17 protein-coding genes and 1 pseudogene are annotated in these 15,159 nt (G+C 60.9%); 11 read left to right on the top strand and 7 right to left on the bottom strand.

Annotated features, from left to right (window positions below):
* Positions 1 to 8: 8 nt before the first annotated feature.
* From ACSV9I_RS17235 to guaA, 7 genes are all read left to right on the top strand, one after another.
* Positions 9 to 1,493 carry a di-heme oxidoredictase family protein gene (locus ACSV9I_RS17235; RefSeq protein ID WP_438330233.1) on the top strand — a complete coding sequence of 495 codons (1,485 nt, stop codon included), beginning with the start codon at positions 9 to 11 and terminating at the stop codon, positions 1,491 to 1,493.
* On the top strand, positions 1,493 to 2,602 hold the full coding sequence (locus ACSV9I_RS17230; RefSeq protein WP_438330078.1) for an imelysin family protein: 1,110 nt from the start codon (positions 1,493 to 1,495) through the stop codon (positions 2,600 to 2,602). The genes ACSV9I_RS17235 and ACSV9I_RS17230 overlap by 1 nt, the downstream gene beginning before the upstream one ends.
* Before the next feature lies 1 nt (position 2,603).
* Positions 2,604 to 3,680 (top strand): DUF1513 domain-containing protein, encoded by a 1,077-nt coding sequence (locus ACSV9I_RS17225; protein WP_438330077.1) that lies wholly within the window; start codon positions 2,604 to 2,606, stop codon positions 3,678 to 3,680.
* Between the two features lie 64 nt (positions 3,681 to 3,744).
* Positions 3,745 to 4,197 (top strand): TspO/MBR family protein, encoded by a 453-nt coding sequence (locus ACSV9I_RS17220; protein WP_438330076.1) that lies wholly within the window; start codon positions 3,745 to 3,747, stop codon positions 4,195 to 4,197.
* 69 nt (positions 4,198 to 4,266) lie between these two features.
* The gene (locus ACSV9I_RS17215; protein ID WP_054156330.1) at positions 4,267 to 4,716 is read left to right on the top strand and encodes a PaaI family thioesterase; all 450 of its coding nucleotides are present in this window, start codon (positions 4,267 to 4,269) and stop codon (positions 4,714 to 4,716) included.
* Positions 4,713 to 5,351, top strand: coding sequence for a 5'-methylthioadenosine/S-adenosylhomocysteine nucleosidase (locus ACSV9I_RS17210; RefSeq protein ID WP_438330075.1), 639 nt, complete (start codon positions 4,713 to 4,715; stop codon positions 5,349 to 5,351). The genes ACSV9I_RS17215 and ACSV9I_RS17210 overlap by 4 nt, the downstream gene beginning before the upstream one ends.
* 76 nt (positions 5,352 to 5,427) lie before the next feature.
* Positions 5,428 to 6,990 carry a glutamine-hydrolyzing GMP synthase gene (guaA, locus tag ACSV9I_RS17205; RefSeq protein WP_438330074.1) on the top strand — a complete coding sequence of 521 codons (1,563 nt, stop codon included), beginning with the start codon at positions 5,428 to 5,430 and terminating at the stop codon, positions 6,988 to 6,990.
* 67 nt (positions 6,991 to 7,057) lie between these two features.
* Here guaA and ACSV9I_RS17200 read toward each other — a convergent pair whose 3' ends face one another.
* Together ACSV9I_RS17200 and ACSV9I_RS17195 are read right to left on the bottom strand one after the other, a co-directional pair.
* A complete protein-coding gene (locus ACSV9I_RS17200; protein ID WP_438330073.1) occupies positions 7,058 to 8,572 on the bottom strand; it encodes a mechanosensitive ion channel family protein in 1,515 nt (504 codons plus the stop codon).
* A complete protein-coding gene (locus ACSV9I_RS17195; protein WP_438330072.1) occupies positions 8,569 to 9,465 on the bottom strand; it encodes a Tll0287-like domain-containing protein in 897 nt (298 codons plus the stop codon). Before ACSV9I_RS17195 ends, ACSV9I_RS17200 begins: the two co-directional genes overlap by 4 nt.
* Positions 9,466 to 9,728: 263 nt before the next feature.
* On the opposite strand from ACSV9I_RS17195, the gene ACSV9I_RS17190 reads away from it, so the two are divergent.
* Positions 9,729 to 10,292, top strand: a complete 564-nt coding sequence (locus ACSV9I_RS17190; RefSeq protein ID WP_438330071.1) for a methylated-DNA--[protein]-cysteine S-methyltransferase — start codon at positions 9,729 to 9,731, stop codon at positions 10,290 to 10,292.
* Positions 10,293 to 10,360: 68 nt separating this feature from the next.
* On the opposite strand, the pseudogene ACSV9I_RS17185 reads toward ACSV9I_RS17190, so the two are convergent.
* Positions 10,361 to 10,498: pseudogene (locus tag ACSV9I_RS17185) on the bottom strand (GMP synthase); the annotation flags it as partial.
* 64 nt (positions 10,499 to 10,562) lie between these two features.
* On the opposite strand from ACSV9I_RS17185, the gene ACSV9I_RS17180 reads away from it, so the two are divergent.
* The 3 genes from ACSV9I_RS17180 (at position 10,563) to ACSV9I_RS17170 (ending at position 12,712) form a co-directional block, all read left to right on the top strand.
* Positions 10,563 to 10,910, top strand: a complete 348-nt coding sequence (locus ACSV9I_RS17180; protein WP_438330070.1) for an ArsC family reductase — start codon at positions 10,563 to 10,565, stop codon at positions 10,908 to 10,910.
* A gap of 4 nt (positions 10,911 to 10,914) precedes the next feature.
* Positions 10,915 to 11,388 (top strand): Cys-tRNA(Pro) deacylase, encoded by a 474-nt coding sequence (gene ybaK, locus ACSV9I_RS17175; protein ID WP_054156336.1) that lies wholly within the window; start codon positions 10,915 to 10,917, stop codon positions 11,386 to 11,388.
* A gap of 73 nt (positions 11,389 to 11,461) precedes the next feature.
* Positions 11,462 to 12,712: an aminopeptidase gene (locus ACSV9I_RS17170; RefSeq protein ID WP_438330069.1), complete on the top strand. Its 1,251-nt coding sequence runs from the start codon at positions 11,462 to 11,464 to the stop codon at positions 12,710 to 12,712.
* Here ACSV9I_RS17170 and ACSV9I_RS17165 read toward each other — a convergent pair whose 3' ends face one another.
* The 4 genes from ACSV9I_RS17165 to ACSV9I_RS17150 all read right to left on the bottom strand — a co-directional run bounded on the left by ACSV9I_RS17165 (position 12,713) and on the right by ACSV9I_RS17150 (position 15,074).
* Positions 12,713 to 13,831, bottom strand: a complete 1,119-nt coding sequence (locus ACSV9I_RS17165) for an endonuclease/exonuclease/phosphatase family protein (protein WP_438330068.1) — start codon at positions 13,829 to 13,831, stop codon at positions 12,713 to 12,715.
* 131 nt (positions 13,832 to 13,962) lie between these two features.
* Positions 13,963 to 14,298: a hypothetical protein gene (locus ACSV9I_RS17160; protein ID WP_156318437.1), complete on the bottom strand. Its 336-nt coding sequence runs from the start codon at positions 14,296 to 14,298 to the stop codon at positions 13,963 to 13,965.
* 136 nt (positions 14,299 to 14,434) lie between these two features.
* The gene (locus ACSV9I_RS17155) at positions 14,435 to 14,815 is read right to left on the bottom strand and encodes a DUF6481 family protein (protein ID WP_054156340.1); all 381 of its coding nucleotides are present in this window, start codon (positions 14,813 to 14,815) and stop codon (positions 14,435 to 14,437) included.
* Positions 14,816 to 14,849: 34 nt separating this feature from the next.
* Positions 14,850 to 15,074 (bottom strand): hypothetical protein, encoded by a 225-nt coding sequence (locus ACSV9I_RS17150; RefSeq protein ID WP_054156341.1) that lies wholly within the window; start codon positions 15,072 to 15,074, stop codon positions 14,850 to 14,852.
* Positions 15,075 to 15,159: the final 85 nt, after the last annotated feature.

Here is a 15,159-nt window from a genome sequence, read left to right as displayed (position 1 = left end):
TTCTTGTCATGTCGGCAGGCGTCCTGTCCGGACCCGCCCATGCAAGCGAGCCTTCGCTGCGCCCGGACCTTTCGCCGAAGGACCGCGCCCGGGTGGCAGCGGTCACGCGTCCTACAAGCGATTTCAGCAAGGCTGAAAGCTTCGAGCTGATGCAGGGCGGTGCGGGCACCTCGACACACGGCGTCAATGCCGATTCCTTTTCGCAATTCTCCACCAACATCACCTTTGCCGAAGAGCAGGACTTCAAGCTCGGCAATGCCCTTTTCCGCAAGCTCTGGGTCTCTTCCCCCTCCTCCACCCAGGCGTCCGACGGACTGGGCCCCCTGTTCAACGCACGCGCCTGCCAGAGCTGTCACCTCAAGGATGGCCGTGGCCATCCACCGGAAGGGGATCGCGACCAGACCTCAATGTTCCTCAGGCTTGCACGCCCTCCGACAACGCCCGAAGAGAAAGCAAAGCTTGAGCGGCTTGAGATCGCCTCGCTTCCTGATCCCGTCTATGGCGGCCAGTTGCAGGATCAGGCCGTGCCGGGTCTTGCCGCCGAAGGTCGTATGGTGATCAGCTATCAGGAAGAACCCGTCACGCTTGCTGGCGGGGAAACGGTGATGTTGCGCCGGCCGACCTATTCCGTGGCCGACCTGAGTTACGGCCCACTCGATCCGGCCACCGTGCTTTCGCCGCGCATCGCCAATCCCATGATTGGGCTGGGGTTGATCGAGGCGATTGCGGATGATGACATTGTCGCATTGGCCGACCCCGATGACCGGAACAAGGATGGGATTTCCGGCCGAGTTGCCCGCGCGCGCGACCATCGCACCGGAGAAATCAAACTCGGGCGCTTCGGCTGGAAGGCGCAGAATGCATCGGTGCGCGACCAGAGCGCCAGCGCCTTTGCCGGCGATATCGGCCTATCGACTCCTGATGATCCGCGTCATTTCGGTGACTGTACGTTACGTCAGCAGAACTGTCTTGCCGCCGCGACCGGCGTTCAGCCACGCCTTGGCGATACGGAGGCGCCCGATCCGGTGCTCGACCTTGTCACCTTCTATGCAAAGAACCTTGCCGCGCCGAAGCGCCGCGACGTCGACAGCGGCGCTGTGCTTCGCGGCAAGCAATTGTTTTACGAGAGCGGCTGCATCGCCTGTCACCGACCGAAATTCGTCACCAGCCGCCGTGCCGAAAACAAAGCACAGGCTTTCCAGCTGGTATGGCCCTATTCCGACTTCCTTCTGCATGACATGGGCGAAGGTCTCGCCGATGGCCAGGCGGTCGGCGATGCCACCGGCCGGGAGTGGCGCACCCCTCCGCTCTGGGGTATCGGTCTCACAGAGGTCGTCAGCGGGCATACTTTCTTCCTGCATGACGGCAGGGCGCGCAATCTGACCGAGGCCATTCTCTGGCATGGTGGCGAAGCAGAAGCCGCCCGCAATGCCTTTGCCGCCGCCAATATTGAGGACCGCAAGGCCCTGATCACGTTTCTGGAGTCACTTTGATGCGGTTCTTTACACGATTTGCCCTTCTCGCTTCCATCGCCCTTCTGCCGCTCCCGGCACCCGCCCAGGAGACGGAGACGAGTGTGGGCGTCCTCGATGCGGCAAAGGTGCCGGCAGTGATGGCGCGCGCCGTCGATGACTTCATCCGCCCTGGCTACCGCCATTTCACTGAAGATGCCGATACCATGGAGGAATCCATGGCTTTGCTCTGCGATGCGCCATCGGCGGAAAGCCTGATGAATGCGCAATCGACCTTCGGCGATCTCGTCGAGGCCTGGTCTCGGATCGAGATCGTCCGTGTCGGTCCTGTGATTGAAGGCAACCGCTTCGAACGCATTCTTTTCTTTCCCGACCGCAAGGGCACCGGCCTCAAGCAGGTGCAGGCGGCGCTCGCCAAGCCCGATCCGAGCGTGACCTCTGTTGACACGCTGAAGGACAAGAGCGTCGCCATGCAGGGGCTCGGCGCGTTGGAATTCGTGCTGTTCGGCACCGATGCGGAGACGCTCTCGACCACTGAGGGCCGCTATCGCTGCCAGTATGGTACGGCGATCGCGGCCAATCTACAGCGCCTTGGTGCAGAGCTCTCCGCAGCCTGGGATGCGCCCGATGGTGTGGCGGCTGCCTGGAAGATGCCTGGACCAAGCAATCCGCTCTACCGCGATGAGGCGGAGGCAGCCAAGGAGCTGCTGGGCGTCCTGGTGCATGCGGCCGAAACAATCCGCGACCAGCGAATTGAAAACTTCTACAAGGGGGAGCCAAAGAAGGCGCTGCCGCGTCAGGCGATCTATTGGCGGTCGGGCAATACCTTCCGTTCGATCACCGCCAATATCGAAGGCCTGCGCGACCTTCTCGACCGTTCGGGCATGGCCGAGCTTCTGCCCGAAGGCAATCGCTCGGTCGTTTCCTCGACCGATTTCGTGGCGCGGTCCCTGTCGCGGGTCTCCGGCGACATCAAGCCTGATGTCGCACACGTCTTCGAGGACCCGGCCCAGATCGCCAAGCTCGACTTCCTGCTGCTGAACAGCCGCGACCTCATCCTGCGCCTCAACAACGATCTCGGCGGCGGGATCGGCCTTGCTGCCGGCTTCTCCTTCTCTGACGGCGACTGAGATGATTGGCAGCCCGCTTATCGATCGTCGCGCCTTTATCCGCTCGGCCGGACTTGCCTTCCTCGCGGGCCTTGCACCCCGCGGTGCATTCGCGCTTTCGCAGGCCGACGCTGTCTATGCATCGGGATTGAAGCGGCCGGATGGCAGCTTTGCCATCGGGCTCGTCAGCGAAGCCGGCGCTCTGATTGATGAGATCAGCCTTCCCGGTCGCATCCATGGCCTCTGCCACAGCCCGGTCAACGGCCTCTCTGTCGCCTTTGCCCGACGCCCGGGTACATTTGCCGTGGTCTTCGATTCTGAAAAACGTGTTCAACCACGCATCATCAGCGCGCCCGAGGGGCGACACTATTTCGGCCATGGCGCATTTTCGCCGGATGGCCGGCTTTTCTACGCCAGCGAAAACGATTTTGACGCCAATGCCGGCGTAATCGGCGTCTATGATTGCATCGCCGGCTTCGAGCGGGTGGGCGAAGTTCCGGCGCATGGCATCGGCACCCATGACATCACAGTCACCCCGGAGGGCTTGCTGGTGATTGCCAATGGCGGGATCGAAACCCATCCCGATTTCGGCCGCACCAAGCTGAACCTCGACCATATGGAACCGTCCCTGGTGCTCGCCGATGCCAGAACCGGGACACTGATCGAAAAGCACATCCTTCCGGCCGAACTCAGCCGGCTCTCCACCCGGCACCTCGATATCGCAGCCGATGGCAAGGTCTGGTTCGCCTGCCAGTACGAGGGCCCTCGCACCGACCGGCCGCCACTCGTCGGCCATTTCGCCAAGGGGCAGGCACTATCTTTCGTTCAGTTGCCCGATGCGACAACCGATCGGCTCGGCAATTATGTTGGTGCGATTGCGGTCAACAAGAGAGAAGGCCTTGTCGGCATCGCTTCGCCAAAGAACGGTCTCTGGGCCGTGCTGGACGGGCGCGATGGTCGGCTTCTGTCCGAGACCGTGCTTGCAGATGCGGCCGGCATCGCCGCCTCGCCAAACAGCTTTGCCGTCTCGTCCTATCGCGGCGACTTCCTCGGCCAAACGGCGGCCGTTGCCTGGGACCAGCATATTGTCCGCCTCTGAGCAGATCCTGGCCTTGGACTGAAGGGGGCTGGCCAAGCAGTCCGGACCGCCCTAGATCGTGCTTATGCGCACCATCATCACTTATGCTGTCTTCATCGTTATCGTAGTCACTGCCGGGATCCTCTCAGGGCTCTCGAATGGCCCTGGCGACTGGTATCAGGCTCTGGAGAAGCCATTCTTCAACCCGCCAGCCTGGCTCTTCGGTCCTGTCTGGACGATCCTCTATGTATTGATCGGCGTAGCCGGTGCCCGCATCTGGCAGCGTGCGCCGAAATCGGCTGCGATGCAGCTCTGGTTTGCCCAGATGGCCTTCAACCTGCTTTGGTCACCCGCCTTCTTCGGCCTGCAGAACCCGGAACTGGGCCTAGTCGTGATCACCGGCATGTTGGCGACGATCATTGCCTTCATGATCACGGCGAAGCCGGTTGATCGGGTTTCGCCCCTCCTTTTCGCGCCCTATCTGGCCTGGGTCGGTTTCGCGAGCCTGCTCAACCTCAGCATCGCGTTCCTCAACTGATTTCGTCTGACCGCAAGCTTGCCTGATATCGAAGGTCGTGCCACCTTCCCCGCCAAAAGGACGGGGTGAATGGTGGATATCGATCAAGACGCGGCAGAGACGCGCATTCGCGAGAGTTTTGCGCGCCAGGGAGCAATGAAGACGCTTGGCGCCACCTTGTCCAGCGTGAGCCCCGGCGTGGTCGAGATCGAGCTCTCCTTTGACGAAAAACTGACGCAGCAGCACGGCTTCCTGCATGCCGGTGTGATTTCCGCTGCCCTCGACACCGCCTGTAGCTATGCCGCCCATACGGTGATCGAACCCGATGCATCGCTTCTGACGATTGAATTCAAGGTCAATCTGATGTCGCCCGGACGCGGTGAGAGGTTCCTGTTTCGCGGCGAAATCACCAAGCCGGGTACGAACATCATCGTTGCCGACGGACGCGGTTATGCGCTGACCGACGGACCGGCCAAACTGATTGCATCCATGACCAGCACGATGATGGTGATCCGCGGACGAGAGGGAATTTCCGGATGATCTACGAGATGAAGTCGATCGCGGGCAAGAACGTCCTGTTCGTCATGGCCGCGGATGCCGAATATGGCGTCTTCCTGCGCACGCGCATCTCGCCGCTGATGACGGGCGTCGGGCCGGTCGAGGCAGCCGTCGTGCTGACACGGGAACTCGCCCGGCTGGCACACCACGGAGACCTGCCGGATCTCGTCGTATCGCTGGGATCTGCCGGTTCGGCAAAGCTTGAACAGGCTGAGATCTACCAGGCCTCGGCCGTGTCCTATCGCGACATGGATGCCTCCGCTTTCGGCTTTGAGAAAGGCAAGACGCCCTTCCTTGATCTGCCGGTTGCCGTCGAACTGCCGCTCCGGATCCCCGGACTTCCGACAGCCAGTCTTTCGACGGGCGCCAATGTCGTGTCCGGCGCCGCCTACGAGGGCATTGCCGAGGACATGGTCGACATGGAAACCTTTGCGATCCTTCGTGCGTGCCAGACCTTCGAGATACCGCTGATCGGCTTGCGCGGCATTTCCGACGGCCGACACGACGTCAACCATATCGACGACTGGACGCAGTATCTGCATGTGATCGACAAGAAGCTCGCGCTTGCAGTCGACAGCCTGCAGACCGCGTTGGAAGATGGCGTATTCTGGTTCTGAGCGGCTGCACAAAAAATCCAGGATCTGCCGGCATTCGGCCATTGAAAGATGGCCCCTTTTTCTTTAAAGGCTCGCCATGACCCAGACAGCACATCCCGACAGTGTTCTCATCGTCGATTTCGGCAGCCAGGTAACGCAGCTGATCGCCCGCCGCGTTCGTGAATCCGGCGTGTATTGCGAAATCGTCCCCTTCCAATCCGCTGAAGACGGCTTCAATCGCCTGAAGCCGAAGGCCATCATCCTGTCGGGAGGCCCAGCTTCCACGCTGGATGAAGGCAGCCCACGCACACCGCAGGTGCTTTTTGACAGCGGCCTGCCGATCTTCGGCATCTGCTACGGCCAGCAGACCATGTGCGCCCAGCTTGGCGGCAAGGTAGAGGGTGGCCATCACCGCGAATTCGGTCGCGCCTTCCTTGAGGTCGAGCAGGATTGCTCCCTCTTCGAAGGCCTCTGGTCTGTCGGCTCTCGCCATCAGGTCTGGATGAGCCATGGCGACCGCGTCACAGCAATTCCCCCAGGCTTCCGCGTTCTGGCCACATCGTCTAACGCGCCCTTCGCCTTCATCGCAGACGAAGCGCGCAAGTATTATGCCGTGCAGTTCCACCCGGAAGTGGTTCACACGCCTGATGGTGCGAAGCTGATCCAGAACTTCGTGCACAATGTCGCAGGCCTGAAGGGCGACTGGACCATGCATGCCTATCGCCAGAAGGCGGTCGAGCAGATCCGTGCTCAGGTTGGCGACAAGCGCGTCATCTGCGCGCTGTCTGGCGGCGTCGATAGTTCGGTCGCAGCGCTCCTGATCCACGAGGCCGTCGGCGATCAGCTGACCTGCATCCTGGTTGACCACGGTCTGATGCGCAAGAACGAGGCAGCCGATGTCGTTGCCATGTTCAAGGAACACTACAACCTGCACCTCATCCATGTAGACGCCGTCGACAAGTTCGTCGGCGAACTGGAGGGCGTGTCGGACCCGGAAACCAAGCGCAAGATCATCGGCCGCCTGTTCATCGAGACCTTCGAGGAAGAAGCCAAGAAGCTCGGTGGCGCCGATTTCCTTGGTCAGGGCACGCTGTATCCCGACGTCATCGAAAGCGTCTCCTTCACCGGCGGCCCCTCGGTGACGATCAAGAGCCACCACAATGTCGGCGGCCTGCCCGAGCGCATGAAGATGCAGCTCGTCGAACCCTTGCGTGAACTCTTCAAGGATGAAGTCCGCGTGCTCGGCCGCGAGCTTGGCCTGCCTGACTCATTCATTGGCCGCCACCCCTTCCCCGGTCCGGGCCTTGCCATCCGCTGCCCGGGCGGCATCACCCGCGAGAAGCTGGACATTCTGCGCGAAGCCGATGCGATCTATCTCGACGAGATCCGCAAGGCCGGCCTCTATGACGCCATCTGGCAGGCCTTTGCCGTGCTCCTGCCCGTCCAGACCGTCGGCGTCATGGGCGATGGCCGCACCTATGAATTCGTCTGCGCGCTGCGTGCCGTAACCTCGGTCGACGGCATGACCGCCGACTTCTACCACTACGACATGGAATTCCTCGGACGGGCTGCCACCCGCATCATCAACGAGGTCCGTGGCATCAACCGCGTCGTCTACGACGTGACGTCGAAGCCGCCAGGCACGATCGAGTGGGAATAAGGTTCTGACGAGACAGTGTGAAAGGGGCTGCCGAAAGGTGGCCCCTTTTCATTTCGCCTACCGTCGATCATGCCCGTTGACGCTTGGTTCCTGCGAGAAGGTCGGCCAGCATGGCACCCTGAATATTCGCCTTCAGGCTCGGCATTGACGCCAATATCCGACCCCGCAAAGCAGCCCCTGCCAGATGTTCCGCCAATATGGATTGGGTTTCGGCGTCAAAAACGAGAAGATCAGCCGAGTGAACGACGGTGCGCTTGCGCGTCGCGACCGGTTCCAGCTGCAGCCGACCGGCCCAACCGAAGGCGTCACCTTCCGCCAGATGCCGGAGCGGACGGTCCGGGGATCTCGACAGGAAACGCTCCCTGTCAGCTGGAGCAGGAATGCGGGAGGCGAGCGCATGGTACAGCAGATAAGGATCTGTCGTGAGGCTTCCATAGTGGTCCGCGAGGGTGAAGGCGACCGGCCCCAGAAAGAGCGCCGCCTGACGGGCAACATCACGGATAATCGCGAGCGGCATCTGGGGTGAGCGGGAGGAATCCAGGAGTGCATCAAGGATCGGCGCGAGTTCCGCGTCAAGGTCGATCTCGTGCGGCAGCACCTCTTCATGCAGCCCACCATCAACGACAAAGCCGGCCAGATCTGGTGCAACGGTCTCTCCCGGACCAAACCTGAGCAGGCGTCCGGATCGGACGATCTCCTCGGGGAATGACGGGACGGCAAGGCGGACCGGCGCCCTTGTGTCGTGCCCATCGCCGGTCATGGCGATACCTTCCCGGTCGAATGCATACCACAAGGTGGTAAGGAGCCTCGAACCGAGCGATGTCGCATCAATCGGCTTCGTAGTATGCGCGCGCAAGGCGTAGCGCATCACACCCGTTTCGGCGAGCGGGCCGAGCAGGACGATGGAAGGCAAAGGGTCGGTAAGGAGGCCGGGTACTCCGCGATCGAAAACGGCTTCTGCGACCTTGAAGACGCGCATGGGTGGGACATGATCGGGCACGAGAAAGTTCAGGGTCCTGCGTACAGGGTCTCCGCGCCGCACCACTTCAACGGCGTCGGTCGCCAGCGTGCTGTTGGGCAAGACCACCGAGCTTCCATCGGGTGTGCGCAGGAAAATCGAACGCCATTTCAGCGCCACGACCTCGCCCTCCACAGGCCCCTTGCGGATAAAGTCGCCGACCCGCAAGGGCCGCTCCAGCTCCAGGGATAGACCCGAGAACAGATTGCCCAGCGTGTTCTGTAACGCAAAGCCGAGAACGAGCGAAACAATGGCCGAGGTTGCAAGGAGATTGGTGATATCAAAGTGCATGCCGTAATGCAGCCAGAACAGCATGGCCGAGGCATAGATCACGATCGAGCTTATGACCTTGACGAGATCCGTTGTACGACTGTTTCCGTCGCTGTCGTCGACAAGACCTGCGATCAAGAGTTCGACGAAGCGCGCCACGCTGAGCGCCGTGAGAAAGCAGGCGCTATCACGCAGAACGGGGCCCCAGGCGGCACTGTCAGGCGCCAGCGTAACAAAGAGCAACCATGTGAGCGCGGTCGATGCCACCAAGAGGGCCGAAAGCAGATAACTCATGGCTCCCTCTTTCTACCGCCCAGGTCTGGGAACAGACGCAGCGCCTCGTTGAGGCTGATCCGCAAACGGGAAATCGACTGCTCGAGATCGTAGAACTGCCCGTTCATCCGCACCCTCGGCTCCGCCGTCTGCCAGTGGGAGCCAAGGCTGGTTTCGATGGTCTGCCGCGTAATGGTCTCAAGCGGGTGCGTGACATAGCGGCGCAACAACAGCAGGAAGACAGCAAGGGACAGGACGAAGACGCAGGTCAGGGCGCCGATGGTCACGGCAAGGCTTCTGGCAGCCTGCGTGTTGGGACCAGCCACCGGCACTTCAACCAGCTGCATTCCAATCACGTCACCCATCCGCCAACCAAAGCCATTGTTACCGTATTTCGCCACCATTGAGGCCGGCGCCACCTGTGGTGTCGAGTGGCACTGGAGGCAGGCCTCGCTGGGCATGCGTAGTGGCCGTGCGAGAAAGTAGCGGCGCTCGGCGCCTTCGCCCGCCTCGCCGGAAAGTTCGGCAAGGCCCGCATCTCTCTGGAAATCCTGGAGCAGCGTTACCTCCCAGTCGTTCGCCCGGTCCGCGATATTGGTCGGATTGAGCGATGCCTCGCGATAACGATAGTCGGGAAATTCTTTGCGCAGCAAGGCCAGCGTCGTCTGCGCCCCATAGGACGGCACCATCTGGGGATGAAACTCTTCATAACCGAGTTTCCGGACGATCGGCGCCAACTGACTGCTTGTGTAGTTTCGCATGGCAAGCCCCATTTCCAGCAGAACGCGGGACTTTTCGTTGACCTCGCTCCGGGCCTGGCGAAACTCCAGTGTGTAGGAGATGTAACCTGCAATCAGCAGGCCGAATACGAAACAGACGGCAAGGATCAGGCCGAGACGAAACTCTATTCGCATAGTCCCTCCGGGAGTTGGCAGTGTCACGGTTATGCGAAGTGATGCAGATGATGCGGTGCAGCATAATCCTTGCAGAGGAAGTGGCAATCTGTCGTATCGTCCAAAAATGGCTGGTTTTCTGGTTTGGCGCGTCGGGGAAAGGCTGGCAAGCCGACTGCTTGGCTGCCCTGCACACCCGTTGAAAGTCTTTGCGGTCCAGGCATGAATCGGGTTGATCGATCACGTGAAGCGGGCCAACCTGTACCGTCAGGAGAGGATGCTTGATGATGGTGACCAACCACGCGTTTGCTGTGTTCGAAACTAAGAGTGGCACCTGCGCGATCGCCTGGAGCGATGAAGGAATTTGCGGCTTTCACCTGCCGGGTGACGAGACGGAGCAGGCAGAGCGCGCCATACGCCGACGTTTCGCGGGGGCGGAGCGCGCGTCTCCGATCCCTGAAATCGCTGTCGTCATCGATCGCGTGCGAGCCTACTTCGAAGGCGAACGCAGCGACTTCTCCGATCTGCGCCTTGACCTTTCCGCCCAAACGGAACTGTACCGCGAGATCTATATGGCCACCCGCCGTCTTGGCTGGGGCAGCACGACGACCTATGGCGGCCTCGCCGGAGAGCTTCAGTTTGGGCCGGCAGGCGCGTGGACGGTCGGCCAGGCCATGGCCAAGAACCCGATCCCGCTGATCATCCCATGTCACCGGGTTCTCGCGGCAGGACGAAAGATCGGCGGCTTTTCCGCCCCCGGCGGATCAGATTCGAAGTTGCGAATGCTGGAGCTGGAAGGTGTCGAATTGCCAGACACGACGCCGGCGCAGCAGTCCTTCTCCTTCTAAAGGACATAAGAAAAACGGAGGGCGATAGCCCTCCGTTTCATTGGTTTACTGAGCCTGAGGCGTTCGCCTCACTCCCACTCGATCGTGCCCGGCGGCTTCGAGGTCAACTCGTAGACGACGCGGTTGATACACCGGACTTCGTTGATGATGCGAGTCGCCGCCCGTCTGAGGAATTCCCTGTCGTAGTGGTAGAAGTCGGCGGTAAGGCACCGCTAGGAATCGGGTAGGCGCTTTGCTATCTCTCGCCCGGACTGTTGAGGAACGAAAAGAATGGCAACGATCTACGGCATCAAGAACTGCGACACAATGAAGAAGGCGCGCACCTGGCTGGACGATCATGGGGTCGCGCATGACTTCCACGATTACAAGGCCAAGGGCATCGATGCGGCAACCCTCGACACCTGGATCGGCCAGGTCGGTTGGGAAGTGTTGCTGAACAAGGCCGGAACAACCTTCAAGAAGCTCGACGACGCGCAGAAAGCGGATCTCGATGCGGCAAAGGCCAAGGCGCTGATGCTGGAGCAGCCGTCGATGATCAAGCGGCCGGTGCTGGATGTGGACGGCACGCTCACGGTCGGCTTCAAGCCCGAGATCTATCAGCAGACCTTCAAGGCCTGATCCCATGGCCAAGACCACACGCGCCACACAGTTTCTCGACAAGGCCGGTGTGGCCTATACCACCGCGACCTATGACTATGACCCGAATGCCGAGCGCATCGGGTTGCAGGCGGCCGAGGCGATCGGCGAGCACCCCTCTCGCGTTTTGAAAACACTGATGGCCGAGCTCGACGGCAAGCCTGTTTGCGTTGTCGTCCCCTCTGACAAGGAGGTGTCGATGAAGAAGCTGGCCAGCGCCTTTGGAGGCAAGTCGGCGGCGATGATGAAACCGGCCAATGCCGAAAAGCTCACTGGCTTCGTGGTCGGGGGCATCAGCCCCTTTGGACAGAAGAAGCAGGTCCCGACAGCGATCGAGATATCGGCGATGGAAGAGGTGTTCGTTTACATGAATGGCGGACAGCGCGGCCTGCAGATCCGCCTTTCACCAAGGGATGCGCTTGCGGCGTTGGGCGCGATCGCCGCCCACCTTACAGCCTGATCGTCTGCCTCAGTCTGGACTTCGCCAACTTTGCCCTTAAGTCTGACGTGACTGTCAAAACAGGAATGCCTCCATGACCCTTCCCGATTTTTCCACCTCCATCGATCCCGTCAAACTCGACAAGCTTGCCGAGGTGGCGATCAAGGTCGGCCTGCAGCTGCAACAAGGTCAGGATCTCGTTCTGACCGCTCCGCTTGCCGCCGTGCCGCTGGTGCGCCTGATTACGGCCCATGCTTACCGGGCGGGTGCCGGCATCGTCACCACCTTCTATTCCGACGAGGAAACCACGCTTGCGCGCTATCGGCACGGCCACGACGACAGCTTTGACCGAGCTTCGAACTGGCTCTATGACGGCATGGCCAAAGCCTATGAAAATGGGGCCGCGCGTCTGGCCATTGCCGGCGACAATCCGATGCTGCTCGCCGAGCAGGACCCGATCAAGGTCGGCCGCGCCAACAAGGCGAATTCCATCGCCTACAAACCGGCGCTGGAGCACATCTCCAATTTCGACATCAACTGGAACATCTGCTCTTATCCCAACCCGTCCTGGGCAAAGCTCGTGTTCCCGGATCTGCCGATCGAAGAAGCCGTGCGCAAGCTGGCTGACGCCATCTTTGCTGCTTCGCGGGTTGATCGCGACGACCCGATTGCCGCCTGGGCCGAGCACAATGCGGAACTGAGGAAGCGTTCGACCTGGCTGAATGGCGAACGTTTCTCGGCGCTCCATTTCACTGGCCCGGGTACTGATCTCACCGTAGGCCTTGCCGACGGGCATGAATGGCATGGCGGCGCCTCGACAGCAAAGAACGGCGTCACCTGCAATCCGAACATTCCGACCGAAGAAGTCTTCACCACGCCGCATGCACTGAAGGTGGAAGGTCATGTCTCCTCGACCAAGCCGCTCAGCCATCAGGGCACGCTGATCGACGATATCCAGGTGCGCTTCGAAGGCGGCCGTATCGTTGAGGCCAAGGCTTCGAAGGGCGAGGCTGTGCTCAACAAGGTGCTCGATACTGACGAAGGGGCACGGCGTCTCGGCGAAGTGGCACTGGTGCCGCATTCTTCGCCAATCTCAGCCTCCGGCGTGCTCTTCTACAACACGCTGTTCGACGAAAATGCTTCCTGCCATATCGCGCTTGGCCAGTGCTATTCGAAGTGCTTCCTCGATGGGGCCTCGCTCAGCCAGGAGCAGATCAAGGCGCAAGGGGGCAATTCATCGCTCATCCATATCGACTGGATGATCGGCTCGGACAAGGTCGACATCGACGGCATCCGTGCCGATGGCTCCAAGGTGCCTGTCATGCGCAAGGGCGAATGGGCGTAATCAAAGGTCGAGATCGACCCACAGCGCCGCGTGATCGGAGGCCGCGTCCTGCGGCCTCTTCAATTCCTCATAGGTATCCCAGCGCTTCGGTTTGGAGCCAGGCCACATGCCTGTCCGGACGATGCCGCCCTTGTCTACCTTTGCAAAGAGTTTCGGCGAGAGCAGCATGTAGTCGATCTTGTTGGACGGATTGCACAGACCATAGGTCCCGGCATACCCACCATTATCAAAAGAGGGGTGGGTAAAGACGTCCTGCATCGGACTGTCCTTGACCAGAGGCTTCAGCGGATCACTGTCCGGCGTATCGTTCAAGTCTCCCACCACAGCAATGTAATCCCAGCCGTCTGCCAGTCGTTCTGCGCAGATCTCGGCGACCCGGGTTGCCTGCGCCGTGCGGCGCCGGTTGGACTCTGCCGTGCCGCCGAACCCCTTGCTCTTGAAGTGGTTGACCATCACGAGCAGCCGCTCCCCCTTCGCCGTGGTCACCTCGAATTCGGGGCAGTCTCTGGAAAAGACCGTGCGATCACTGCCATCGGACAGGCGGTCATCAACATGGCTTCGCATCCGGCCGATTGGAAATGCCGGCCCGGAGAGCAGGCCGACATCAATGCCGCGCTCATCGTTTCCGTCGATCAGCATGACATGGCGAAAGGCCGTTCCCTCAACGAAGGGCAGGATCTCGTCGTTGAAGGCTTTCAGAACTGGCCGGCTTTCCGCCTCGACCACGCCCAGCACGTCGGCCTTCAGGTCGCGGATGACGCGAGCGGTGTTGCGCATGGCATGTTCATTGATCGGCTCGTCCCGAAGCTCCAGCGAGCCGACCCAGTCTGCACGACCGGTCGCGGTGATCTCGACGCCACCGGCCTTGGGTCTCACGAGAAGACCTCCATGGTTCCGGCGCAGGATGACAAAGGGGCCGGTATCGCTCTTTTCCATGCCGAGTTCGACCACCAGTTCTGCCATCCGGCGACGGTCTTTGTCACTGTAGGTGATCTCACCCAGCAAGGCGTTGAGCTCGGCGAATTTCTCCAACACTGGCCGGCCTTCCGCCCAGGTGTCCAGATTCATCGCCTTGGCGCGATCAAACAGGTTTTCGACATTGTAGACAGCAAGGCGCATGACATCCCTCCCTGGATACTCTGTCCAAGGAAGCTATCACAACATCATGATACTCGCATGTCGGGAAATTGGGCGCATTGCACCGGATAAGGGCGGAGGCCTCGCAACGGAGACCTCCATATCGTCGGTATTCAGCGGTAGTAGACGACCTTGCCGCCATTGAAAGCGGTCTGTACCCAGAGCACATTATGCGGAGCGATGCCGCGTGCTTCGAGGGCTGCGACGAGGCTCGGATCTTCCTTCACTTCGCCCTGTGCCCGTCCAAGCGAGTTGCCGGTCGGATAGCGGGCCTGCATGGGATAGGTGTGGCGCTCGAAACCACCGCGATCAACGCGGATCGCCGTGACATTGCCATTATACTGCTTGCCAAGCAGGATTTCCTTCGGCGTCCAATCGCCGGCGCTTGCCGCGGTTGCTCCAAGGGTTGCTGCCGCGAGTGCGACAGCCAGCGTGATCTTCATCTTCATATCAAACTCCAATGTCGGCGGGGACCGTAAGCGATCCCGACTCCGCCGATATGGTGTTTATCATAACTAATTTCGATGGTGATCACGCGTCGTTGACCAGAAATGTTGGTCAAGCGTCGAAAGCGATGCCGCTCGTTCAGCGCTGACGGGCCTTGCGGGCTGCATAGCGACGATCGCGCTCAGCCTTGCGGGCCGCTTCGTCTTCGATGACGCGGGAGATGCGGCCGTTTTCGGCTGCGTCACGCGCATCTGCTTCCGCACGGGCAGCGGCAGTGGCTGCGGCTTCCCGCTCTTCGGCTTCCGCCTTTGCGCGCGCCAGTTCGGCGGCCTTCATTTCTTCACGCTCGATCCGGCGCTGTTCGCGCGCTTCAGCGATCGCGACGCGTTCGGCCTGACGTGCTTCCTGATCCGGCAAGGATGCCTCACGCGCCGCACGGAATGCGGCCAGCTGCGCAGCCTTGGCATCGGCGGCAGTGCCGCGACGCTCGGATAGTCCATTGTCTCTCGTAAACTTCAAGTTCAGCTCCAGTTGGTGTGTCTAGTTGCAGGGGTCAGGTCTTGAGCGCGCGCTTGGCGACCAGAGCGGCCGTGGCGCTTTCCACGTCGTGGCGCTCCTTGGCAAGGCGAGCCTCGCGCAGGCGCATCGTCTTCTCGTCACGTGCAACCGTGATTGAGACCTGTTCGTCGATCGCCCGTCCACGCGCCAGGAACTGCGATTGCGTCTTGGCAAAGGCGGCCTCTGCCGTCTGGCGGGACTTGGTGAGAATCTCGGTCATGTCGTTTCCTTTCGGGAAGCTTTACCGGAGATAAAAATAAAAAAGGCCAGGCATTTGGCCTGACCTTCCAAGGGATCTTGCTTTC

It is taken from the genome of Rhizobium sp. G187 (assembly GCF_051549525.1).
Classification (GTDB): Bacteria; Pseudomonadota; Alphaproteobacteria; order Rhizobiales; family Rhizobiaceae; genus Allorhizobium.
Note: the sequence above shows the minus strand (reverse complement) of the source record. Positions and strands in the feature narration are given on the sequence as shown.